Origin of the sequence: Mycobacteroides salmoniphilum (assembly GCF_004924335.1) — a bacterium.
In the GTDB taxonomy this organism is placed as follows: Bacteria; Actinomycetota; Actinomycetes; order Mycobacteriales; family Mycobacteriaceae; genus Mycobacterium; species Mycobacterium salmoniphilum.
On record NZ_CP024633.1, the window covers coordinates 3,053,832 to 3,077,343 of the forward strand.

General features: G+C 64.2%; 25 protein-coding genes. 5 read left to right on the plus strand and 20 right to left on the minus strand.

Annotated elements, in window-relative coordinates; genetic code table 11:
* Positions 1-25: 25 nt before the first annotated feature.
* From DSM43276_RS15205 to DSM43276_RS15215, 3 genes are all read left to right on the plus strand, one after another.
* The gene (locus DSM43276_RS15205; RefSeq protein WP_078329795.1) at positions 26-547 is read left to right on the plus strand and encodes a protein disulfide oxidoreductase; all 522 of its coding nucleotides are present in this window, start codon (positions 26-28) and stop codon (positions 545-547) included.
* Positions 544-1,380, plus strand: a complete 837-nt coding sequence (locus DSM43276_RS15210) for a cytochrome c biogenesis CcdA family protein (protein WP_211196774.1) — start codon at positions 544-546, stop codon at positions 1,378-1,380. The genes DSM43276_RS15205 and DSM43276_RS15210 overlap by 4 nt, the downstream gene beginning before the upstream one ends.
* 178 nt (positions 1,381-1,558) lie before the next feature.
* Complete coding sequence (locus DSM43276_RS15215; RefSeq protein ID WP_109556111.1) at positions 1,559-2,395, plus strand: TIGR03620 family F420-dependent LLM class oxidoreductase; 837 nt, start codon at positions 1,559-1,561, stop codon at positions 2,393-2,395.
* Here DSM43276_RS15215 and smc read toward each other — a convergent pair.
* From smc to DSM43276_RS15230, 3 genes are read right to left on the minus strand one after another with little or no spacing between them, the layout of a single operon-like run.
* Complete coding sequence (gene smc / locus DSM43276_RS15220; RefSeq protein WP_078329793.1) at positions 2,363-5,962, minus strand: chromosome segregation protein SMC; 3,600 nt, start codon at positions 5,960-5,962, stop codon at positions 2,363-2,365. The two genes, DSM43276_RS15215 and smc, sit on opposite strands and share 33 nt — an antisense overlap.
* A gap of 26 nt (positions 5,963-5,988) precedes the next feature.
* Positions 5,989-6,264 (minus strand): acylphosphatase, encoded by a 276-nt coding sequence (locus tag DSM43276_RS15225; protein WP_078329792.1) that lies wholly within the window; start codon positions 6,262-6,264, stop codon positions 5,989-5,991.
* A gap of 3 nt (positions 6,265-6,267) precedes the next feature.
* Positions 6,268-6,690, minus strand: a complete 423-nt coding sequence (locus tag DSM43276_RS15230) for an OsmC family protein (protein ID WP_078329791.1) — start codon at positions 6,688-6,690, stop codon at positions 6,268-6,270.
* Between DSM43276_RS15230 and DSM43276_RS15235 the strand changes: the two genes are divergently transcribed.
* A complete protein-coding gene (locus tag DSM43276_RS15235) occupies positions 6,681-7,112 on the plus strand; it encodes a hypothetical protein (protein WP_078295868.1) in 432 nt (143 codons plus the stop codon). The genes DSM43276_RS15230 and DSM43276_RS15235 overlap by 10 nt on opposite strands.
* Before the next feature lie 13 nt (positions 7,113-7,125).
* Here DSM43276_RS15235 and DSM43276_RS15240 read toward each other — a convergent pair whose 3' ends face one another.
* The 15 genes from DSM43276_RS15240 to DSM43276_RS15310 all read right to left on the minus strand — a co-directional run bounded on the left by DSM43276_RS15240 (position 7,126) and on the right by DSM43276_RS15310 (position 21,666).
* Entirely contained in the window at positions 7,126-7,800 is a 675-nt protein-coding gene (locus DSM43276_RS15240; protein WP_078295869.1) for a response regulator, read from the minus strand.
* Positions 7,797-10,292 carry a sensor histidine kinase gene (locus DSM43276_RS15245; protein ID WP_078329790.1) on the minus strand — a complete coding sequence of 832 codons (2,496 nt, stop codon included), beginning with the start codon at positions 10,290-10,292 and terminating at the stop codon, positions 7,797-7,799. Before DSM43276_RS15245 ends, DSM43276_RS15240 begins: the two co-directional genes overlap by 4 nt.
* Before the next feature lie 10 nt (positions 10,293-10,302).
* Complete coding sequence (locus DSM43276_RS15250; protein WP_078329800.1) at positions 10,303-10,899, minus strand: potassium-transporting ATPase subunit C; 597 nt, start codon at positions 10,897-10,899, stop codon at positions 10,303-10,305.
* A gap of 4 nt (positions 10,900-10,903) precedes the next feature.
* A complete protein-coding gene (gene kdpB / locus DSM43276_RS15255; RefSeq protein ID WP_078329789.1) occupies positions 10,904-12,979 on the minus strand; it encodes a potassium-transporting ATPase subunit KdpB in 2,076 nt (691 codons plus the stop codon).
* The gene (kdpA, locus tag DSM43276_RS15260; protein WP_078329788.1) at positions 12,976-14,694 is read right to left on the minus strand and encodes a potassium-transporting ATPase subunit KdpA; all 1,719 of its coding nucleotides are present in this window, start codon (positions 14,692-14,694) and stop codon (positions 12,976-12,978) included. The genes kdpB and kdpA overlap by 4 nt, the downstream gene beginning before the upstream one ends.
* A gap of 2 nt (positions 14,695-14,696) precedes the next feature.
* Positions 14,697-14,795 (minus strand): K(+)-transporting ATPase subunit F, encoded by a 99-nt coding sequence (gene kdpF / locus DSM43276_RS15265; RefSeq protein ID WP_078308960.1) that lies wholly within the window; start codon positions 14,793-14,795, stop codon positions 14,697-14,699.
* A gap of 160 nt (positions 14,796-14,955) precedes the next feature.
* Positions 14,956-15,810 carry a bifunctional DNA-formamidopyrimidine glycosylase/DNA-(apurinic or apyrimidinic site) lyase gene (mutM, locus tag DSM43276_RS15270; protein WP_078329787.1) on the minus strand — a complete coding sequence of 285 codons (855 nt, stop codon included), beginning with the start codon at positions 15,808-15,810 and terminating at the stop codon, positions 14,956-14,958.
* Positions 15,803-16,546 carry a ribonuclease III gene (gene rnc, locus DSM43276_RS15275; RefSeq protein ID WP_078329786.1) on the minus strand — a complete coding sequence of 248 codons (744 nt, stop codon included), beginning with the start codon at positions 16,544-16,546 and terminating at the stop codon, positions 15,803-15,805. Before rnc ends, mutM begins: the two co-directional genes overlap by 8 nt.
* The gene (locus tag DSM43276_RS15280) at positions 16,543-17,079 is read right to left on the minus strand and encodes a YceD family protein (protein WP_109556110.1); all 537 of its coding nucleotides are present in this window, start codon (positions 17,077-17,079) and stop codon (positions 16,543-16,545) included. Before DSM43276_RS15280 ends, rnc begins: the two co-directional genes overlap by 4 nt.
* Positions 17,080-17,089: 10 nt before the next feature.
* Positions 17,090-17,827, minus strand: a complete 738-nt coding sequence (sepIVA, locus tag DSM43276_RS15285) for a cell division protein SepIVA (protein ID WP_078329799.1) — start codon at positions 17,825-17,827, stop codon at positions 17,090-17,092.
* Positions 17,828-17,933: 106 nt separating this feature from the next.
* Positions 17,934-18,419: a pantetheine-phosphate adenylyltransferase gene (coaD, locus tag DSM43276_RS15290; protein WP_136629102.1), complete on the minus strand. Its 486-nt coding sequence runs from the start codon at positions 18,417-18,419 to the stop codon at positions 17,934-17,936.
* Positions 18,416-18,976, minus strand: a complete 561-nt coding sequence (locus DSM43276_RS15295; RefSeq protein ID WP_078329773.1) for an HdeD family acid-resistance protein — start codon at positions 18,974-18,976, stop codon at positions 18,416-18,418. Before DSM43276_RS15295 ends, coaD begins: the two co-directional genes overlap by 4 nt.
* 85 nt (positions 18,977-19,061) lie before the next feature.
* On the minus strand, positions 19,062-19,520 hold the full coding sequence (locus tag DSM43276_RS15300) for a lipoprotein LpqH (RefSeq protein WP_078329772.1): 459 nt from the start codon (positions 19,518-19,520) through the stop codon (positions 19,062-19,064).
* A 58-nt stretch (positions 19,521-19,578) separates the two neighbouring features.
* A complete protein-coding gene (locus tag DSM43276_RS15305) occupies positions 19,579-20,484 on the minus strand; it encodes a DUF4253 domain-containing protein (RefSeq protein ID WP_078329784.1) in 906 nt (301 codons plus the stop codon).
* A gap of 108 nt (positions 20,485-20,592) precedes the next feature.
* Positions 20,593-21,666: an oxygenase MpaB family protein gene (locus DSM43276_RS15310; RefSeq protein WP_078329783.1), complete on the minus strand. Its 1,074-nt coding sequence runs from the start codon at positions 21,664-21,666 to the stop codon at positions 20,593-20,595.
* Between the two features lie 222 nt (positions 21,667-21,888).
* Between DSM43276_RS15310 and DSM43276_RS23705 the strand changes: the two genes are divergently transcribed.
* Positions 21,889-22,041, plus strand: a complete 153-nt coding sequence (locus tag DSM43276_RS23705; protein WP_157896039.1) for a hypothetical protein — start codon at positions 21,889-21,891, stop codon at positions 22,039-22,041.
* An 8-nt stretch (positions 22,042-22,049) separates the two neighbouring features.
* Here DSM43276_RS23705 and DSM43276_RS15315 read toward each other — a convergent pair whose 3' ends face one another.
* Positions 22,050-22,571 carry a hypothetical protein gene (locus tag DSM43276_RS15315; protein ID WP_078329782.1) on the minus strand — a complete coding sequence of 174 codons (522 nt, stop codon included), beginning with the start codon at positions 22,569-22,571 and terminating at the stop codon, positions 22,050-22,052.
* Positions 22,572-22,610: 39 nt separating this feature from the next.
* Positions 22,611-23,501, minus strand: a complete 891-nt coding sequence (locus tag DSM43276_RS15320; protein ID WP_078329771.1) for a dienelactone hydrolase family protein — start codon at positions 23,499-23,501, stop codon at positions 22,611-22,613.
* Positions 23,502-23,512: the final 11 nt, after the last annotated feature.

Sequence of the window (23,512 nt, forward strand, 5' to 3'; positions counted from 1 at the left end):
CATCTCGTCCCAGGAGGTTCTTGGCATGAATATCCAATTCGGGGGACGTTATAAGTTTCGGGCCGTGGCGAGGACCCTTGCGGTCGCCGTCGCTGTGTTGTTGATATCGACAGGCATCGTCCGGGCGCCCGCGGCGCGCGCCGATTCCCTGCTCGATTTCACCGGTACCACCGTTTCGGGCGCGCCCTTCAACGGGGCCAGCCTCAAAGGCAAGCCGGTCGTGCTGTGGTTCTGGGCTGCGTATTGCCCGTTCTGCAATGGCGAGGGTCCGCATGTGAGTGCGGTATCGGCGGCTAACCCCCGCGTCACCTTCGTCGGCATCTCCGGCCGCGGTTCCGTGGGAGACATGGAGGGATTCATCTCGCGCTACAACCTCCACTTCACCAATCTCAACGATGCCGACGGATCGTTGTGGCGGCAGTTCGGAGTGCCCTGGCAGCCGGCGTACTTGTTCATCAATTCCAACGGCACCTCGGACTTTGTGAACAACCCGACGTCATCGATGTCCGAGCAGGAGCTCAGCGACCGGGTGAAGGCACTCACCTGACATCTCTGGCCTTCGCAGCCGGGCTGATCGCCGCGCTCAACCCGTGCGGTTTTGCCTTGCTCCCGGTCTATCTCGCGCTCGTGGTGCGCGGACCCGGTGCCGAGATCGGGAAGTCGCGGGCGCTTGGCCGCGCCGTCATCGCCACCGTGGTGATGGCGGCCGGGTTCGTCGCGGTCTTTACCGTCTTCGGGTTGTTGACGGTGTCGGTAGCGTCCGTGGTGCAGCGTTATCTGCCTTTTGTGACAGTAGTTTTCGGAATCGGCCTGGTGATTCTCGGGCTGTGGCTACTCTCGGGCCGCGACATCATCGCACTCATGCCCAAGGTGCTCGATGCGAACGCTCCCACCACCCGACTGGGCTCTATGTTCGGCTATGGCGTGGGATACGCGGTGGCCTCGCTGTCCTGCACCATCGGCCCCTTCCTCGCGGTGACCAGCACTACCTTCGAGAGCGGCTCCTTGTTCGACGGTGTCATGGTCTACCTGGCGTACGCCTCCGGTATCATCCTCGTGGTGGGCACGCTGGCCGTATCCACCGCACTGGCAAGCACGGTGCTGCTGAACGCGATGCGCCGCGCGCTGCCCTACTTGAACCGGATCAGCGGTGCCATCCTCCTGGTGGTTGGTGCTTACGTGGGCTACTACGGCAGCTACGAGGTCAGGTTGTTCCACGCCAATGGCAACCCGGATGACCCGATCGTCAACGCGGCCGGGAAGATTCAGCGTGCGATCTCTGGCTGGGTGTACCTGCACGGCGCCTGGCCGTGGTTGTTCATCCTCGGCTTGGCGGCGGTCGGCGCGGCCATTTGGTGGCGCAATACCGCCAAGGAATAGCCCCCGGCGTACGATATATGCATGACTAGCAATGAGACCGTCGCACCCGAGAAGGCAGGGGCTTGCGACAACCCGAACTGCACCTGCACCGACTGTCAGTGTGGATCCAGCTGCTCCTGCGGTTCCGACAAGTAGCCTCCGGGGAATATCGGCGCCGGGTGAGTGCGTTCGCCGTGAGGTGACCACACCGGAGTTCGCCCCGTACGGATTCTTCACTCATTACGCGACGGTGGACGCAGATCTTTTGCGGGCCGTCGAAGACCTCGGTTTCGATACCGCATGGCTGGGCGGTTCGCCTCCGGCCGATCTGCCATGGGTTGAGCCGCTCCTTGCCGCCACCGAGCGCATCCGGATCGTGACTGCGATCGTCAACATCTGGTCCGCGCCCGCACGGGAAGCCGGTCAATCGTGGCGGCGCATCGAGACGGCCTACCCCGGGCGTTTCATTCTCGGTATCGGTGCCGGCCACCCCGAAATCGACAGCGACGTTCCCTACAAGCCCTACTCCGGGCTGGTCGAGTATCTCGACGTGCTCGACGAGGTGGGAGTTCCCAGAGAAGGCCGGGGTCTGGCCGCGCTGGCGGAGAAATCGCTCAAGCTCGCCACGGAGCGCTCAGCGCTCGCGCACCCGTACCTCACACCGCCATCGCATACCCGTTGGGCCCGCGAGCTCCTGGGACCCGGCGCGATCATCGTCCCCGAGCAGAAGGTGGTACTCACCACCGATGCCGATGAGGCGCGCGCAATCGGTCGCCAGGCACTGGACATGTACCTGGGCCTGACCAACTACCTGACCATGCTGGAGCGGTTCGCGGGCACCACAGAAGATCTGGCAAGGCCCGGCAGCGACAAACTGGTGGATTCCCTTGTTGCTTATGGCACTCCGGAACAGATCGCCACCCGGCTGCAGGAGCATCGAGATGCGGGCGCCACCCAGGTCGCCATCCAGGTACTCGGTGATCCCGCCAAACGCGCTGAGGCGCTAAGTGTTTTGAGCCGCGAGCTGGGTCTCTAGCCCACGCATGCGCTGCGAGACAACCTGCGTGATGCCATCATCACGCATGCTGACGCCGTAGAGCGCGTCGGCGACCTCCATGGTCGGCTTCTGGTGGGTGATGACGATGAGCTGCGACTTCTCCCGCAGCTGCTCGAACAGGCCGATCAGGCGCTGCAGGTTGACATCGTCGAGTGCCGCTTCCACCTCGTCCATCACGTAGAAGGGTGAGGGCCGCGCCCGGAATATCGCCACCAGCATGGCGACCGCGGTCAGCGACTTCTCTCCACCGGAGAGCAGTGACAAGCGCTTGACCTTCTTGCCCGGCGGGCGCGCCTCCACCTCGATACCCGTGGTGAGCATGTCATTGGGGTCGGTGAGCACCAACCGGCCTTCACCACCGGGGAACAGCGATGAAAACACGCCCCTGAACTCGCGCTCCACATCCGCGTAGGCCTCGGTAAACACCTGCAGAATGCGCTCGTCTACGTCGGCAACCACATCAAGCAGATCCTTACGTGCGGCCTTAACGTCCTCTAGCTGTGTGGACAGGAAGTTGTAGCGCTCCTCCAGGGCCGCGAACTCCTCCAGGGCAAGGGGATTCACCTTGCCCAGCTCGCGCAGGTCCTTCTCGGCACGCTTGGCGCGGCGCTCCTGGGTATCCCTGTCAAACGGCATGGGCTGCGGCGCGCTCACCTGCTCCCCACGCTCACGAGCCTGCTCGTATTCGTCCATCTCCTGCTGGGTGGGCGGCAGCTCGACATGCGGGCCGTACTCGGCGATGAGGTCGTCGGCGGCCATACCGAACTGCTCGAGCACCTGTTCCGAAAGCTGCTCGATACGCAACACCGCTTGGGCTTTGGCGACCTCGTCACGATGCAGCGCATCGGTGAGACGAGCCTGGGCGGCAGTGAATTCGCGGACCTGGTCGCGCACGGCACCGAGCGCCGATGTGTGCTGCGCGCGGGTCGCACCGAGTCGGTCCCGACGCGCGGACGCCGCGGCCACCACATGTTCAAGACGGGCGGCAACCAACCGTCCCGACTCGGCCACGGCTGCCGCGACCGCTGCTGCCCGCATCCGGGCGGCGGCCGCCCGCTCGGACCGTGCTCGCGCCTCACGCTCGGCCGTCGCGGCGCGGCGCAATGAATCAGCTTTACCGCGAACCGAATTCACCCGCTCTTCGGAAGTGCGTACCGTCAGCCGCGCCTCGATCTCGACCGAACGCGCCTCTTCCAGCTCGATGGCCATGTCGTCGCGATCAATGGGCTCGTCGTCGAACAGGTTGGGCGCCTCTTCGGCATTGCGCAGCCGGGACTCGACCTCGGCCAGCTCCTCCATGGTCTTGGCGCGACCGAGCTCAAGCTGATCACGTTGCAGGGTAAGTTTTCTCACCTCATCCGCGGCAAGACGGGCGTCTTGCCCAACACGGCCCAGCTGCTCGTACACCGCGGAGATGGACGCATCGGATTCATTGAGGGCGGCCAGGGTCTGCTCGGCGGCGTCCTGACGCGCGGTCTGCTCGGCAAGCGCGCCGGCCAACGCGGCAGAGATCTCACCGACCTGAATCTCGGTGGCCCGCAGCCCTTCTCCCGCGGCCTCGATGGCGGCCTGGACCTCCAGGGTGCTCTGCTTCTTGTCGGATCCGCCGGCAACCCATCCAGCACCCACCCGGTCACCGTCGATGGTCACGGCACGCAGCAGCGGGTTGGCCAGCACCACCTCGATCGCGGCGCCGAGCTCATCGACCACCACCACGGAGGCCAGCATCGCCGACACGGCCGTGGCCAGGCGCTCGGGCACCTCGACCAAGTCGGCAGCCCAGTGCGCGCCGGGGGGCAGGCTGACCACGGGGCGCACATGCGTGTGCGCGGGCCACTCGCCGAACACGATCGCCGCTCGCCCGCCGTCGGAGGCCTTCAGGGCGGCCACTGCCGCCTGCGCCGCGGCGGGATTCTCCGCGGCCACCGCGTCGGCGGCCGGTCCCATCGCTGTCGCGATGGCGCCCTGGTAGCCGGGCCGCACCTTGACCAGCTGTGCAATCGATCCGAAAATTCCAGCACCACTGCGGTTCTCGGCGAGCCAAGCCGAGCCGTCCTTGCGTTCCAGACCAATGGCCAGCGCGTCGATACGCGCCTTGAGCGAGGCGATCTGCCGTTCCGCCTGGCGTTCGGCCGACAGCAATTCAGCGACGCGTTCATTGGCGATCGACAACGCCGAGACTGAGCGCTCGTGGTGTTCGTCCAACCCGATCTCGCCCTGATCCAGCTCGGCCACACGCGCCTTGACAGTGTCGAACTCGGTCTGCGCGGCCTCCCCGCGCACCGTCGCCTCCACGATCGACTCGGTGAGCCGCTGCGCCTGTCCGTCAATCGACTCCAGTCTGGTGCGCATGGTGTCGACCTGGCCGGTGAGCCGGGCCAGGCCCTCGCGGCGATCCGCCTCGGCGGCTACCGCGGCCAGATGTTGCCGCTGCGCCTGGGCGACCGCGGCCTCCTTGGCGGCGAGCTCTGCCTTCGCCAAGGTCAGCTGCTCGGTGACCGTTTCCAACTGTGCGATCAGTAGTCGCTCCTGCTCGGCGACGCGCTCCGCCTGTGCCTCAAGCTCCTCCGGGTCCGGTCCTGTCGGCGCGGCCACCACCTCATCGAGGTGGCTGGCCCGCTCGCCGGCGATCCGGACCGTGGCGCTGACGCGTTCGGCAAGCGCCGAGAGCCGGAACCAGGTCTGCTGAGCCAGCTCGGCCTGCGGCATCAGCTCGCCCAGCGCCGTCTCATGCTCGGTCAGCAGCGCGGTCGCGACGTCGAGTTTCTCGGTGATCTCCGAGTGTTGCTTACGCAGCGCCGTCTCGGCATCGTTGGTTCCGTCGAAATCCGCACGGCGAGTAACCAGGTCATCGGCGGCCAGGCGCAGTCGCGAGTCTCGCAGATCGGCCTGCACGGTGGCGGCGCGGCGCGCGACTTCCGCTTGGCGGCCAAGAGGTTTGAGCTGGCGGCGCAATTCGGTGGTGAGGTCGGTGAGCCGGGCCAGATTGGCGGCCATCGACTCGAGCTTGCGGACAGCCTTTTCCTTGCGCTTGCGGTGCTTGAGCACACCGGCAGCCTCTTCGATGAAGGCGCGGCGATCCTCCGGCCGAGATTCCAGGATCTGCGACAGGCGCCCCTGCCCCACGATGACGTGCATTTCCCGGCCGATGCCCGAATCGGACAGCAGCTCCTGGACGTCCATCAGCCGGCAGCTCTGTCCGTTGATCTCGTACTCGCCCGCGCCGTCCCGGAACATCCGACGGGTGATCGAGACCTCGGAGTACTCGATCGGCAGTGCGTGGTCGGAGTTGTCGATCGTCAGAGTGACTTCGGCGCGGCCCAACGGCGCGCGCGTCGACGTACCCGCGAAGATGACGTCTTCCATCTTGCCGCCGCGCAGGGCCTTGGCACCCTGCTCGCCCATCACCCAGGACAGGGCGTCCACGACATTGGACTTACCCGAACCGTTGGGGCCCACGACACAGGTGATACCCGGTTCCAGGCGCAGAGTCGTCGGCGAAGCAAAGGACTTGAAGCCCTTCAGCGTCAGACTCTTGAGGTGCACAGCGGGCCAGAATACCGGTCTTGGCGCTAACGCTCGGTAAACCCGGAGATGGGCTCGCCGGACTCCGGCCAGCTATCCACCACAAGATCTACGCGACCTGGCGTTTCACCGCTGTTCAACCTGGCAAGCAGCTGTTCACACGCGGCCTTGTCCCCCTGCGCGACGACATGCACCCGCCCGTCGCGCGTGTTGGCCGCATATCCGGTCAGACCGAGTTCAAGGGCGCGGGATCGCACCCACCAACGGAACCCGACCCCTTGGACATGGCCATGCACCCACGCGGACAGGCGGATGTCCGACATCTGTTATCGGTCTTCGTGTGAGCGCGCGTCCACCGTGAAGTTCACCTCGGCTCCCGCCTTCAGGGTCCGTCCGACCGTGCATACCTGGTCGACGGCGCGCTCCACCACGGTGAGCACCCGTGCGCGCTCCTCGGGAGTCAGTGCACTCAGGTCGATGACCATCTTCTCGTCGAGTACCGGGTAGCGCTCTTGCTCCCGATCGGCGGGGCCGCTGACGTCGATACGCACCTGGTAGTCCTCACCGAGGCGGCGTGCGAGAGGCTGGTCGCTGGACATTCCGCTACAGGCCGCGAGCGCGATTTTGAGAAGCTCTCCGGGGGTGAATACCCCGTCAACGGTCTCCGACCCAATCAGTACGTGCGCACCCCGGGAGCTGTGTCCCGTGTAGCGGCGATTGCCCGTACGCTCTACCCATAATGACGTCACGCCCGCAATGTTATGTAATCGCCGCCGCCATGCTGGCCGCGGCGACTTTTTGGGCGCCAACCGCTGCGGCAGAGCCCGTAGTGACGCTAGAGTCGCTTCTGCTGCGTCCGTACAGCGAGGTACGGGCGCAGTTGTTGTCCGGTTCCTGGGCTCCTCGTATCGAGGAGCTGGTGTATATCCCGCCCGGTGAGCCCAAGATCGTGCCGACATCGGCGATGCGGCAGACCTATACGGTCGTGGACACCTGTTTCACCAAGCGGATCACACCGATGGGTATCTACCTGCTGCTCGCCAAGCCCGAAACCGTCGAGCAGATCGGCGCGGATCAATTCAAGGCGAGCTACGGCAAGCTGGTCCCCAACTACCGGCCGGGGTGCGACCCGGACGTCCAGCAGATCGACCTCGGCCGACCACCCTTCTAGCCGTCTCGCAACGTCACTCCTGGAAGCGGTATCCCATCCCCGCCTCGGTGAGCAGATGCTTGGGATGAGCCGGATCGATCTCCAGCTTGCGGCGTAGCTGTGCCAGATACACACGCAGATAATGAGTTTCGGAACTGTACGCAGGGCCCCAAACCTCGTGTAATAACTCCTTCTGCCCCACCAGCTTTCCGCGATTGCGCACCAGCACCGCAAGCATCGACCATTCGGTGGGCGTCAGGTGCACCTCCCTACCGTCGCGAATCACCTTGTGCGAGGACAGATCCACGTCGAAGGTCTCGGTATGCACCACCGGTTCGGCGCTGTCCGGTGTGCCACGGCGCACCGCGGCCCGCAGTCGTGCCAGAAACTCATCCATACCAAAGGGTTTGGTCACGTAATCGTCGGCACCCGCATCGAGTGCTTCGACCTTATCCGCCGAATCGGTGCGCGCCGAGAGCACGATCACCGGAACCTCGGTCCAGCCGCGCAGCCCGGCCAGCACCTCGGTGCCGTCCATATCCGGCAACCCGAGATCCAAGATCACCACCTCGGGCTGCGTCTCGGCGGCCGCACGCAGGGCGCCCGCCCCTGAAGAAGCCGTCACCACCTCGTAACCGCGCGCCGACAGGTTGATCCGCAGGGCACGCAGGATCTGTGGCTCGTCGTCTACCACCAGCACGCGCGTCACAGGATCCCCCCGGTAGGGAAGAAACCAGCGCTGGGTAGATCGACGATCATGGTCAGACCGCCGCCAGCCGTATCGGTCGCGTTCACCGTGCCCTCCATTGCTTCCACGAAACCCCTTACCACCGAAAGACCAAGCCCCACACCGACTGTGTTATCGCGATCGCCGAGACGTTGGAAGGCATCGAAGGCCGCACCGCGTTTTGATGCTTCCAGTCCCTTCCCGTGGTCGGCGACGATCACCAGTGTGCGGTCGTCCACCTCCTCGTAGTTGACCCGCACGTCTGCCTGTGAGTATCTCAGCGCATTGTCGACAAGGTTGGCCAATACGCGTTCCAGCAGGCCCGGATCTGCCCGAACCACCGCACCCGTCAAGTCCAGATGCACCCGCTTGCGGTCGTTCTCGGTGGTACCCAACAAGGCCCGGTGCGCGATTTCCTCGACGTACACCGGCACGGCACGGGGTTTGACGACCCCCGCTGCCAGCCGCGACGAGTCCAGCAGGTTGCCCACCAGAGCGGTGAGTTGGTCGGTCGACTCCTCCACGGTGGCAAGCAGTTCGGCAGTGTCCTCGGGCGAGAACTCGATATCGGGACTACGCAGGCTCGACACGGCGGCCTTGACCGCGGCGAGCGGTGTACGCAGGTCATGGCTCACCGCCGACAACAGCGCCCGGCGCAACCGATCGGCCTCGGCGAGGGCCGTGGCCTGCGACGCCTCCTCGGCCAGACGTGCCGAACGAACCAGACCCACCGCCGTTCCGGCGACCACCTGCAGCACCCGCGCGTCGGTGGACGGCACCGGTGGCCCATTGAGCGCCAATGCGTACGCACCGTCGTCGACACGGAACACCGAGTCGGCCTCCGATTCCCGCGTGGGCGGCTGCTCCCCCACGCTGGCGATAGCCGGCCCCTCCGCGCACAGCAGACTCACCGCCGTCTGGTTGTAGGTGGCGCACACCCTTTCCAGAAGGGCCGACAGATCCGAATTCACCAGGACACCACCGGCGAAGAGCGCCAGCAGTTCCGCTTCACGGGCGGCCCGCCGAGCCTGCCGTGCCCGGGTGGCGGCCGCATCGACCAACGCCGCCACGGCGACGGCGGTCACCATGATCATCAGGATGGTCAGTGCGTTATCGGTCTCACCGATGGTGAAGCTGTATCGGGGTGAGACGAACAGATAGTTGAGCAGCAGGCCGGAGATGATCGCGGATACCAACGCGGTCGACACACCACCGAGCAATGAAACACCCAGTACCGCAATGAGAAACAGTGCGCTCTTGCTACCTACCCCGAGCGCGGCATCGAAGAAGTGAATGAACAATGCGGTGGCCGCGGGCACCAGGATCGCCGCGAGCCAGTTGATCACCAGCCGCTTTCGCCCCTCAGCCGGTACCGACCAGCTGCCTATCGGAGCCGACCGGGTCTGCCCGTGCGTCACCATGTGCACATCTATCGCACCGGAATCGCGAATGACGGCCGCGGCCACCCCTTCGTCGAAGATCCGGGCCCACCGTGAGCGCCGGGAGGTGCCCATGACCAACTGCGTGGCGTTGACGCCGCGGGCGAAGTCCAGCAGCGTCTGCGGCACGTCGTCCCCGGTGACGGTTTGCACTGAGGCGCCAATGTCGTTGGCCAGCCGACGCACCTTCCCCATGACGGCCGTCGAAGCACCCACCAGACCGTCACCGCGCACCACGTGGACAACCAGCAGTTCGGCACTCGACTTGGCGGCAATGCGGCTTGCCCGGCGTACCAGAGTCTCCGACTCAGGACCACCGGTAACCGCGACAACCACGCGTTCGCGAGCCTCCCAGGTCTTGGTGATCCTGTTGTCCGAGCGGTATTTGGCGAGTGCGGCGTCCACCTGGTCGGCGAGCCACAGCAACGCGAGTTCACGCAGCGCCGTGAGATTGCCGGTACGAAAGTAGTTGCTCAGTGCCGAACCGACCTTCTCCGGTGCGTAGACATTGCCATGAACCATTCTGCGCCGCAACGCCTCCGGCGTGATATCGACAAGCTCCACCTGCTCGGCACGGCGCACCACCGCATCAGGCACGGTCTCGCGCTGCACAATCCCGGTGATCTGCTCAACGACATCGTTCAGACTCTCCAGGTGCTGCACGTTGATGGTGGTGAGCACATCGATCCCCGCATCGAGAATCTCGTCGATATCCTGCCAACGCTTGGGATTCCGGCTACCCGGCACATTGGTGTGCGCCATCTCGTCGATGAGCACCAGGGCCGGCTGGCGCTCGATCACCGCGTCCACGTCCAGCTCGTACATGGCGGTTCCGCGGTAGGTCATCTCCTTGGGTGGGATGAGCTCCAAACCATCGAGCAACTGGGCGGTCTTGCTGCGGCCGTGGGTCTCCACGGTCGCGGCGACCACATCAGTGCCGCGACTGGCCCGGCGGTGCGCCTCGTTGAGCATGGCGTAGGTCTTGCCTACTCCTGGCGCGGCCCCCAGATAGATCCGCAGTGTCCCGCGCGGCAATGTCTCTCCTTCATCGGCAAGGCGGGCCAGTGAGGCCCAATGCCACGTTCAGCGTGGGCACGTTGACCCGCGGCCCTCCCAGAATGCCCCATTGCCGTGATGACGTGTGCGCATCCACGAGCTCTTTCACCCGGGCCTGGCTCAGTCCGGTCGCCGCCGCGACCCGCGGTATCTGCAGCGCGGCGTACTCCGGACTGATGTCGGGGTCCAGGCTCGAACCCGATCCGGTCACCGCGTCGGCGGGAATCCGTGCGGGATCGACGCTCTCCCGTGATGCGATGGTGGCGCGACGCGCCTCGATATCCGTCTTCAGCTTCTCGCTGTTGGGCCCCTGGTTCGAGGGCAACCCCGCGGCGGGATCGCCGCTGGTACGGGTGTGGAAATAGGGGTCCGAACCAGTGGCTTGCGGATCCACTCCGATGAGCGATGATCCCACGATGCAGCCGTTACGGTCCGTGAGCGGCGAGCCCTCGGCGGCCGCGGAGTCGATGCGCCCGAACACCCATACCGCAGCCGGGTAGGCGACACCGAGCACCACAGTCAGGCCCAGCAGCACCACCAAGCCGGCCACGCTCTGACGCAGCCACGCGATCACAACCTTGTTCACGAGATCACCCAATTCCCGGTAGGAAACGCACGACCAGATCGATCAGCCAGATCCCGACAAAGGGGACGATCACGCCACCGAGGCCGTAGATCAACAGGTTTCGCCGCAGCAGCTCCCCGGCGCCCACCGGCCGATAGCGGACGCCCTTGAGCGCCAAAGGAACCAACGCGATGATCACGAGGGCGTTGAAGATGACCGCCGACAGAATCGCCGATTGCGGAGTGGCCAGTCGCATGATGTTGAGCGAGTTCAGTTGCGGGTAGATGCCACTGAACAGCGCGGGCAGGATCGCGAAGTACTTCGCGAGATCGTTGGCCAGCGAGAAGGTGGTCAACGCACCCCGGGTTATCAGCAGCTGCTTACCAATGGCCACCACGTCGATGAGTTTGGTGGGGTCAGAATCCAGGTCCACCATGTTCCCGGCTTCCTTGGCAGCCGATGTTCCCGTGTTCATCGCCACGCCCACATCCGCTTGTGCCAGCGCCGGAGCGTCGTTGGTACCGTCGCCGGTCATCGCGACCAGGCGCCCGGCCTTCTGCTCCTTACGCAGCAGCTCCAGCTTGTCCTCCGGGGTGGCCTCTGCGACGAAGTCGTCGACACCGGCTTCGGAGGCGATCTGTTTGGCGGTCAAGGGATTGTCGCCGGTCACCATGATGGTGCGGATACCCATGGCCCGCATCTGAGCGAACCGTTCGGCCATCCCGGGTTTCACCACATCGGAGAGTCGGATCACTCCCAGTAATCGGGTGCCTGTGCTGTCATGGTCGGCGACCACCAGCGGCGTGCCGCCCTCGCCGGCCACGTGGTCGGCGGACTTTCGGACCGCGACCACCACCGGGTCGTCTTCCTGGACGCCGGAAAGGCTGGCCACCCAGGTGAACACCGCATCGGAGGCACCCTTGCGGATCTGCCTGCCCTCGACGGTATCCAACCCACTCATCCTGGTGGCGGCGGTGAAGGCCACGAAATCGCCCTCAATCGAACCCTCGCCGCTTCTTTCCCCCGTTGCCTCGCTCGCCCCGGCCGCCAGTTCCACGATGCTGCGACCCTCGGGGGTTTCGTCGGCGAGACTGGACGCCCGAGCTGCCTGGGCGAGGGTGTCATGCGAAATACCCGGCGCAACAATGAATTCAGTAGCCTGCCGATTGCCGAAGGTGATGGTGCCCGTCTTGTCCATCAGCAGAACGTCGATATCGCCGGCCGCTTCCACCGCGCGCCCCGACTTGGCCAGGACGTTGTGTTGCACCAGCCGGTCCATGCCCGCGATGCCGATCGCCGACATCAGGGCCCCGATGGTCGTAGGGATCAAACAGACGAGCAATGCGATGAGCTTGACCGGATCCTGTTGTTCGCCACCGTAGTTGCCCATCGGGCCCAGTGCGACGACAGCCAACAGGAAGATGATGGTCAACGATGCCAGCAGGATGTTGAGCGCGATCTCGTTCGGAGTCTTCTGGCGCGAGGCACCCTCGACGAGCGCGATCATCCGGTCGACAAAGGACTCACCCGGCGCCGCGGTGATCTGCACGATGATCCGGTCCGACAGCACGGTGGTGCCGCCGGTGACGGCACACCGGTCGCCACCTGATTCCCGCACCACGGGTGCTGATTCACCGGTGATGGCCGACTCGTCGACGGTGGCGATGCCTTCCACCACGTCGCCGTCACCGGGGATGACCTGTCCCGCCTCGACCACAACCCGGTCCCCCGGTCGCAGCGAGCTGCCGGGCACCTCTTCCTCGGCCTCGTGACCGTTGCCGTCTCCCACCAACCTGCGGGCTACGGTGTCGCGCTTGACCTCTCGCAGACTCGCCGCCTGCGCCTTCCCACGCCCCTCCGCGACGGCCTCGGCCAGGTTCGCGAACACCACCGTGAACCACAGCCAGGCGGTAATGGCCCACGCGAAAATCGACGGATGCAGCACCGCGAGCACGGTGGTGGCCACCGACCCGACGGTCACCACGAACATCACCGGATTGCGGGCCATGTGCCGGGGATCGAGCTTGCGCACGGCAAGCGGTAGCGCCTTGACCAACTGGGTGGGGTCGAAGACTCCGGTACTGACTACGGTCTTACTCACAGGACTGCCTCGGCGATCGGTCCCAGCGCCAGCGCCGGGAAGAAGGTGAGTGCGGCCACCAAGAGGACTGTGCCGGTGTGCAATCCGGCGAACATGGGGCCGTGGGTGTGCAGGGTTCCGGCCGATTCCGGCGTCCTCTGCTGAGTCGCAAGCGATCCGGCCAGCGCCAGCGTGAAGATGATGGGCAGGAAGCGGCCCAACAACATCGCCACACCGAGCGAAGCCTGGAACCAGTGGCTGGTTACCGTGAGGCCACCGAAGGCGCTGCCATTGTTGTTGGCGGCCGAGGCGTAGGCGTACAACACCTCGGAGAAGCCGTGAATAGACTGTGGGGTGCCCGGATCACCGCTGTTGCCTTGGTATCCGGGCGTCGTCGAGAGGGCCACCGAGATACCCGTGCCGATGAGCACGAGCGCCGGCATGACGAGCACCGACAGTGCGGCCATAGTGATCTGGCGACGGCCGATCTTCTTGCCGAGGAACTCCGGTGTGCGGCCCACCAACAGGCCACCGACGAACACCGCGATGATGGCCAGTACCAGGATGCCGTACAGGCCGGTTCCGACACCACCGGGTGCGATCTCGCCGAATAGCATGTTCAGGATGAGCGCGCCACCTCCGGCGGCGGTGAAGCTGTCATGTGCGGCATCGACTGCACCCGTGGAGGTTCCGGTGGTCGCCACCGCGAACAAGCTGCTGGTAGGGATGCCGAATCTGACTTCCTTGCCCTCCATCATGGCGCCGGCTGCCTGCGCGGCAACGCCACGCGGGCTTGACTCCGCCCAGGTGACGACTGCCAGCATGCCGCCGAAGAGCGTGGCCATTACCGAGAGGATGGTCAGACCCTGACGCTTGTCACCCACCATCGTCGAGTAGGTGCGGGTCAGGCAGACCGGGACAATGAGGATGGCGAGGATCTCGACGATATTGCTCAGCGGTGTCGGGTTCTCGAAGGGGTGTGCGGAGTTGGCGGCCAGAATGCCACCACCATTGGTGCCGACCTCCTTGATGGCCTCCTGCGAGGCGACCGGGGCCAGGGCGATGTGCTGCGCGGTACCGTCCAGCCCGGTGGCGGTGAAGTGTGTGTACAGGGACTGAATGGTGCCCTGCGACAACAAGATCAGCGCGACGATGAACGAAATCGGCAGCAGGATCCGCAGGCTTGCCCGCACCAGGTCGACCCAGAAATTGCCAAGCTCGCCCCCGGATGTCGTCCGCACGATGCCGCGGATCAGTGCGACCGCGACCGCGAGCCCCACTGCGGCCGAGACGAAGTTCTGCACGGCCAACCCGATCATCTGAGTCAGGTTGGTCATGGTGGTCTCGGGTGTGTACGACTGCCAGTTGGTGTTCGTGACGAACGAAACGGCGGTATTGAAGGCCACGGCTGGACTCACCGCGCCCAGGTCACCCGAGAGGGGCAAGACGCCCTGGATGCGTTGCAGCAGATAGAGGAACATCACGCTCGCGAACGAGAACCCCAGCAGTGACAGGGTGTAGCCCACCCACGTCTGCTCGGTGTCCGGATCCACCCGTCCCGTGCGGTAGATAAGACGCTCGACGAGCGAATGCTTGATGGTCGATGATCCGCTTGCGCGAAGCGAATGAGGACCCGTGAAGACGCGCGCCATGTAGTCCCCCAACGGGACGTAAGCGATGGCGAGCACCAAGACGACGAAGCCGATCTGAAGACCGGCCGCCAGAGCGGAATTCACCGTTAGAACCTTTCCGGGTCGAGCAGCGCGACCACCAGATACACGACGAGTGCGGCCGACAAGACAATCAGCACAATGTTGGTGATGACATCGACGGTCATCGCGCCTGCAATCCACGTACGACGGCTACGCACAAAGCGAAGCCCACGACCGTCAGGACCAGGTACCAGAAATCAACCACGCAGGAATCATGATCCCCGCTAAGGGCACTACCTGCGTTCTTTACGCGTCCCTGACGGCCCCGTCGGGGCTCTTGACGCGCTATTTACGGGCTTCAACCAGCCGTTGACAGCTCGGGCAGAAGTACGACGACCGGTTCATAAATGCCTCCCGGAGCATGGCGCGACCGCAGCGGCGACACGGCTCACCCTCGCGTCCGTACGCCTCCAAAGAGCGCTCGAAGTAACCGGATTCGCCGTTCACATTCACGTACAGATCGTCGAACGAGGTGCCCCCCTGCGCGAGCGCCAAACGCATGACGCCCGCCGCGCTGTCGAGCACCTCGGTGAGCTTGGCGCGGGTCATGGCGTCGGTGAGTCGGCGTCCATGTACGCGCGCCTGCCAGAGTGCCTCGTCGGCGTAAATGTTCCCGACACCGGACACCACGGTCTGATCGAGCAGCGCGCGCTTGATCTCGGTGTGCTTACCGCGTAGCCGGGTAACCACGGCCGATACGTCGAACCGTTCGTCGAGCGGGTCACGCGCGATATGCGCGACCGGCTCAGGGAGTTCACTCCCGTCGACGGTGACGACATCGGTCACCATCCAGCCGCCGAAGGTGCGCTGATCGACGAAGCTCAGCACCGATCCGTCGTCGAGCGTCGCGGCAATACGTAAATGCTGTGGCCTGGAGATGGGTCCGATGAGCATTTGGCCGCTCATTCCCAGGTGGACCACCAGTGCCTGTCCCTCGCCCAGCATGAGCCACAGATACTTGCCCCGGCGGCCCGTACCGCTGATCTGCTGTCCGGCAAGCAGTCCCGTCAGTTCGACGGCGCCTCCGGGCTGCCTGCGCACGGCCCGGTCGTGGTGCACAGATGCCGATGCGATGGTCTTGCCGACAAGGTGATGGTGCAGTCCGCGGCGGACCACCTCCACCTCGGGAAGCTCAGGCACTCTCCGCGCCCTCGGCTCTTCCCTCGAGGGGTTCATCGCTATTGATGCCGTTCCACGCCTCCGAGGCGGCCTTTTGTTCGGCCTCCTTCTTGGACCGGCCGACGCCCACGCCGTGCGCGGTGTCATTGACCATCACGGTCGCGGTGAATTCCTTGTCATGATCGGGCCCGGTTGAGGTGACTACATACGATGGTGCGCCCCAACCCTTTTCCGCGGTCAGTTCCTGCAGGCTGGTCTTCCAGTCCAGGCCGGCGCCAAGTGTGGGTGCGGTCTCCAGGAGCTGGCCGAACAACTGCAGTACGACCGCGCGGGCGATCTCCAACCCGTACTCCACATAGACCGCGCCGAGAATCGACTCCATACCGTCGGCGAGAATGCTGGACTTGTCGCGGCCGCCGGTGTTCTCCTCGCCCTTGCCGAGAAACAGATGTGCGCCCAGCCCGTCGTCGGTCAGGCCACGCGCCACTCCGGCGAGCGCCTGGGTGTTGACGATGCTGGCACGCAGCTTCGCCAAATCGCCCTCCGGGCGGTCGGGGTGGCTGTGGTACAGCGTCTCGGTGATCGTCAGTCCAAGAACGGCATCCCCGAGGAACTCCAGCCTCTCGTTGGTGGGCAGGCCACCGTTCTCGTAGGCATAGCTGCGATGCGTGAGTGCCAGAGTGAGTAGATCGTCACCGACCCGAACACCAATCGCGGCACGCAGATCGTCGTACCGATCTCCTGGGGCAGGACTCACTCGTCGTCACCGAAGTTGGCCAGCTTTGCCCAACGCGGGTCAATCTTGTCGTGGTGATGGTCGGCTTCGGCTGACGCCAAAGCGATTCCGCAATCGGGGCATAGCCCTGGGCAATCCGGCCGGCACACCGGCGTCAGCTCCAGGTCGGGCACGATGGCATCGACGATGGTCTGTTCGAGGTCGACGAGACCGTCGACAACCCGGTGTATGTCTTCTTCCTCGGTGGTCGCCTCGGTCCGACTGTCCGGGTACGCGAACAATTCGGTGAGGTACGCATCCGCATGGCCGGTGACAGGCCCCAGGCAGCGTGCGCATTCTCCAGCGAGATCGCCGGCGATCGTTCCGGTGACGAGAACGCCCTCCGAAACGGACTCCACCCGCAGATCCATATCCACGTCCGCGCCCTCGGGAATCGCGATCAGGTCGTTGCCTATGCGCACCGGGCTCGCAACGGTGCGCTCAATCTCCTGCATCGACCCGGGACGCCGCCCAAGCCCAAGGGCCAGGACATCAAGAACAAAAGGTCCCGGCATGAACCTAATATTAACGCTGCACGTAGTCGTGCGTGCCAGCGCCGGTACGCAGCTGGTGACGCCCACGGCCTACCGAGCGCAGCGTGCCGTTCAGGTAGTCCTCGAACTCGGCCAGCTTGTTGTCGACGTAGATATCGCATTCACCACGCAGCCGGTCGGCTTCGGCATGGGCCGCGTCGACCAGTCGGGTGGACTCGGCATTGGCTGCCTGCACGACCTCGGTCTGAGCCACCAGGCGCTGCTGCTCCTTGATGCCCTCCTGCACGGCCTTGTCATAGGACGCATTACCGGAATCGACCAGGCGGTCCGCCTCCGCCTTGGCACGGGCGATGGTGCTCTCCTGTTCGCGCTTGGCGTTGGCCACCGTGTGGGCCGCCTCTTCACGTGCCTCGACGACTGTCTGCTCGGCGTGGTTGCGCGCCTCGGCGACCATGCGGTCGGCCTGCGACTTGGCATCCGCCAGCAGTCTGTCGGCCTCGTTGCGGGCATGGCTGAGTGTCTGCTCGGCGTCGGCGTTCGACTTGCCGATCACCGTCTCGTGATGCTCCTTGGCCTCACGCAGCAATGAATCGCGCGCGTCGAGGACATCCTGCGCGTCATCGAGCTCGCCGGGAATGGCGTCCTTGATGTCGTCGATGAGCTCCAGGACGTCACCGCGGGGCACGACGCATCCGGCGGTCATCGGAACGCCGCGCGCTTCTTCCACAATGGCGCCCAGTTCGTCGAGCGCTTCAAATACTCGGTACACGGCTACACCCTTCACGCGAGTTTCTACTGTTACCAGTGTGCCTGGTGTGACTGCTGTGACCGTGCTAGCTGACCGGTGTGTCGGCTATTTCTGCGCGGCCTCTTTTCTATTGTGCCTGGCCATGCAATTTCCCGAGAAGTCGTTGATGAACAGCAGGGGGCAGCAACGCTGAGACATCTCCCCCGTAGGTCGCCACCTCCTTCGCAAGCGAGGACGAGACGAACGAATATGCGGGGGCGGTAGCGACAAAGAAGGTGTCCACCCCCGCGATGTGCTTGTTCATCTGGGCCATCTGGAGTTCGTATTCGAAGTCGGTGCCGGTACGCAGCCCCTTGACGATCGCATTGAACCCGCGCTCTCTGACGAAGTCCACCAGCAGACCCTGCCCCGATTCGACGCGCAGATTGGGCAGGTCGGCGGCGACCTCGCGGATCATCTCGATGCGCTCGTCGGTGGTGAACATGCCCGCTTTGTTGGGATTGACCAGCACCGCGACGATGACCTCGTCGAACTGCGCCGCGGCTCGTTCGAAGACATCCAGATGCCCGAGGGTTACCGGATCGAACGAGCCGGGGCAGACGGCTCCCGTCATGCGGATGATTTAGTGGCCGAGCGAATGCCGATGCCGCTTCCGATTTGCAGCACACCGATCACGATGAGCCAGATGCCGACGACGAGGGTGAGGGTGACGATCGAGCTGATCGGGTAGACGATGAGCACGATGCCCGCGATCGTCGAGATGATGCCGCTGAAGATCTGCCAGCCACGCCCTGGGAGGTCCTTGTCACCGATGGCGGTGATAGTGCCCGCGATGCCTTGGGCAATCCAGCCGACGCCGATCCAGATGGCCAGCAGCAGAATCGAATTCAGCTCGTCTTTGAAGCACAGCACACCGAGGACGAACGAAATCGCACCAGTGAGGAACAACAGCACCCGCATGCCGGCCGATGACACCGGCAGCGTGAAGGCGAAGACGACCTGAGCGATACCGGATATCAATAGATACGCGCCGAACGCGTATGCGGCGACGAGCACGGTGACTTGAGGCCATATCAGGACCACGGCCCCCACGATTACCGCCAAAACTCCTGATACCACCGCTGTTTTCCAGAGGTGCTTGACGAGGTCCTGCCCGACATTTGTAGTCATACCCCAAGGGTATTTCCTCGGGAACGGCCGCGGGGACTTATCAGCGGCGATTCGCGCAGTGCGTTACCGACTCACCATGATTCTGTTATCTCCTGGCTGGGCAGGTGAACTCAAGTTCGAATGTGGCGGGTGTGCTCAGGCCTGCGGTTGCGGTGCCGGCAATCTTGTAGGACTGCCCAGACTTGGTCACCGTCGGCTCGGTCGCACCATGCCCCGAGTTGTACATCACCGGGTGACCATCGATAACGCCGAGGGTCAGACTCTGAAGTGTTGGATTGTCACCCGCCGCCAGCGTGGCGGCAATCGCCTCACTATCGCTACCGATATTCACGAAGGTCATATCGGCCGCGGTAACACATTCGACCCGATTCTCCACCGATCTCACGACACCATCGACCACAACACGTGGACCGGCCGCCTGGACGCCACTTGCTGTGGTCGACACCGGCGAGTCGTGCCGCAAGCCTCCGCCCGAGGAACAGCCGACAAGAAACACAACGGCCGACAAGGCGCCACCCACCATCACTATGCCGCCGTCACGCATGTGCGCTCTCCCGTCCACCCCGGTCCATGGTCCGATCCAGACTAGTTCGGCCGCTGCACTAATCCCACCAGAAACTCCACGTTCGCGCGCCGGTGATTCCCCGCGCGTAGGCACTCAACGTGCCCACGCCCTGATCGATGTTGTCGGAGCAGAACCCGTAGTGTTCATAGCCAACCGGCACCGACAGATCGGCACCTGGCGGACGCGTCACCTCCACGTCGATGGCATCGAAGTCCACCGTCGTCAGCACCGCCCCAAACCGGTCCTCCCACGATCGAAGAACGGCCGACAGCTCCGCCTCGGAAATGTCGTAATTCACACCGTGAGTCCAACCCAGGGCATTGAGCGCATCGGCCGGACGCGCCGTAGGTACCAGAATCAGCAGCGAGCCCTGCTCCAGTCGATCGGCGGTCACCGGGAGCGCACGCTGGGGCGGCTGAGTGCGCTGCTCCAGCGTGATAGGCGCCACCGGTACGTCGACGGCCGCAGGGTCGGAGTCGGCCGATGAGACCTTTTTGGCAAGAAAGGATTTGGCGTCGACCGCGCCGACGTCGGCGGGATCAGTGAAGTACCGGAGGTCCTCGGGGTCCGACCATGGCCGACGCAGATCCCCACTCAACCCACGGGATGCCAAGGGCCACAGCCCTGTTCGGTCGAATCGGCCCGCCAACCGCAACCAGAGTGACTGGATGTCAACCACCGTGGCATTGCTCACCCAGGCGAGCGAACGGCCTGTCGGACTGACAATCAGGTGCCCTTCGGGCAGCTTGATGCCGTCCACGCTCCACTGAGCGGCATTCTCGGGACGAGGCAGCTGACCCGTGCGCTCGGCATGCACCGGCACCAGAAGTTCGGCGTAAGCGGGCAGATCATGCGCGGGTTCGGGATTTCCCACAATCGCGCGCGTACTCCAGTAGGCCTGTCCGAACAGGTACGACAGGCCGAGCACGAGGACGGCGACGATTGCGCTCAGTGATATCCACCCTTTTGACCCCACCCACGCAGATTAGCTGAGTGACCAGCTTCGCGATTGATCAGCGGCCGGGTTGAAGCCTGCGGCCCGGCAACCTGATTAGCTGGAAGCCACCATCCCGTTCGTCTCATCTATGGGCGCATTTTCTCGCGTGGCGCGACGGGCCCGGTTTTCCCGGAGTGCCTGCTGTGCGGACTCCAGGGTGATGTTGCGTGGATCGATCCCTTCCCGCTCAAAGCCTCTCACCGCAATCGGTAAGTAGAAAAACTTCAGCGGGAGGAGACGCTCGAGAACCGCGTAGCACCGCCGATGCATATCCATAAAGCGGCGCAACATCTCCTCGTCCTCGGGGGTCCACTCTAAATTGAACAGCTCCCGCACATGAGGCGGATAACTGCTGACAACGACCTGTCGTCGCCCCACCAGCCAGGGCCACACAAATTTCTTCATGACCGACGGCCACCACCGCGGCGCCAGGCGGCGCTCCAGAAATTGGTCCAGCATGACCTGAGTTACCTGCGAGTTCACCAAATGGTTATGCTCGATGTTGTCCAGATACCGCTCGAAATCATCGTATGTATCCGGCTGAGGACTATCGTCCACTCCCCATATGCTGTACCACTCCTTGGACTCCTCAAATATCTGCTCCTTCATTGCCCGTGGCATGGACCCGGCAAAGTACAGCTGCTCGATCATTATTATCAAGTGGTAATAGAAGAAGGTGACGTGCGCGAAATAGAAGGTTTCCGCATTCAAAGCATGAAACGTGCCTTCCTGCAGTGCGCCTTTGACGGACTTATGCATATTCCGAGTCTTCAGTCCGTATTTCTTCGCATCTTCCGGAGCGTCGTATACCGAGCCATAAATGTACTCACGGGATCTCTGACGCCGTATCTTGTATATCTTGGCACGTGCGCCGAAAGAACTGTCACCATTGAAAAGAACAGAACCCGCAGTCGCTCTCCCCATCTGCGGCCACGCCCCCGCAATGGGACCCAACACCCCGCTACCGAAATACATCACATCAAGGCGGCCCCAATACTTCCATATCAGGGAACCAGCAGGAATCGGATGCTGACAAAGGTCTTTCCGTGACAAACTGTTGTCGCCGGTAAATTCTTTCACCCTGACGTCTTCCGGAATCACCAGCTCTGGATCATATGTTGTCTGCATGATCTTCTTGAATGCCTTGATACCCCGGACCACCACGTCAAACTCCTTGCGTTGCCGACACCCACTACTTGGTTAACCTCAGCGCCCGGCCGTTCACACACCCAGCCTCGGATAGCTGCTCGGCTACCCCCATCACATGACCACCGCCATCTTGACTGTGACTCACTTCGCATGGGAAAGCGATGATGCTCCCGGCGGCACCCAAAATCAAGGGAGGTACGGATGGTTTCGGAGCAGGCCGAATCAAAGAGCGTACGAATGGTTGTTAAACGGCTCGATGGGGGAATCAGAATGGTCGGCGATGACGCGGATCGCGCCGCTGCTGGAATTGCGCTCAGCGATACCCGCGCTTTTGACGCCGCCCCCGCAGATTAGCTGAGCGACTAATTCCCGGGTTGATCGACGGCCGGGGCCTGATCGTCCGCAGGCGGAGTAGCGGGGCACTTGCCGGTGCCGACGGGGTGCTGGTTCTGCATCGACGCCAGCGTGCTGTCCGGGATGACCCCGGCGAACCTGTCCGTCACGGACTTCAGCAGCCCGCCGGACCCACACATCTCGTTGAGCGGTGATACCGGGCTGGTAGGTGACAACACGGGACCATCCGTCGACAGCGGACCACCCGCCGCCGTCAAAGGGCCGTTAGCCGATAACGGGCCATTGGGAGAGAGCAACGGCCCGTCCGCGGAAAGCGGACCACCCGCCGCTCCCAGGCCGGCGACCGGCGCTGGCAGCCCAGCCGAGAGCGCGTCGCTGGCCACCGATGGGCCCACCGCAGTCTTCGCACCTCCCGGCAGCAGGCTTGCCACGGGCGACGACGGCGCGGGCGGTGCCGGCGCATCCCCATCATCGGCCAGAGCGAGACCGGCAGCAGCAACCGATACCGCGCCAGAAGTCACGGCCACCACTACCGCTTTACACCACATGACCAGCAGCCTAAGCGCCATTTAGCCGATGTGCTGGCTGAGCCAGATGGTGAGGCGCTGCCAGGCATCCGCTGCCGCGCCAGGGTTGTAGCGCGGGCCACTGTCGTTGAAGAAGGCATGGTCGGCGCCGGGTTCCACGACGATCTCGTGAACCAAGCCCGCCCGCTGTAACGCCGCGGCCGCCTGGTCCCTCGACGAGGTGACCCGCTTGTCGAGCTCACCGTAGAAGGCGAGAACGGCCGCCTTCGACCGCGAAAAGTCCGGAGCATCAGGAAGCGGACCATAGAACGGGACAACCGCTCCGAGCCTCGGCTCCCCCGATGCTAAGAGCTGCCAGATCAGGCCACCACCGAAGCAGAATCCCACCGCGCCGGCGGGCTTGTCGGGCACGCGGCGCAGAATTTCGTCCACGCCGGACTTCAGATCCGCGACGAAACGTTCCGGCGCGATCTCGCCCAGTGCTCCTGTCGCCTCGGCCGGGTCCTTGAACGTCGAGGTGCCGCCCTCCTCCGACAGCAGGTCAATGGCCAGCGACGAATATCCGACGCCCGCAAGCCGTCCCGCGACGGAACCAACCCAATCATTGAGGCCCTTGTTCTCATGGATAACCAGCACCGAGCCGCGCGCCCGCGCCGCCGGTGCCCATGCCCCCTGGAGCGTGCCGTGGGGTCCGCTCCAGGTAATCGGCTCCGTCGCGACCGCCTTGTCCTTACCCGGAGGCGACGGTGTGGACGCTGACGTCGGAGCGGCGACAGGTTTGTCGTCGCTGCCGCAGGCCGCGATGAGTGCGCTGGCGGCGGCGGTGCCGACGCCCAGGAGTGCCAGCCGGCGTATGGCCTCACGGCGCGTCAGCAGTCCCTCGACATGGTCAGTGGCGATCTCTTCGACGATGTACCGCTGCAGCGGGGTCATGACCAGAAGTG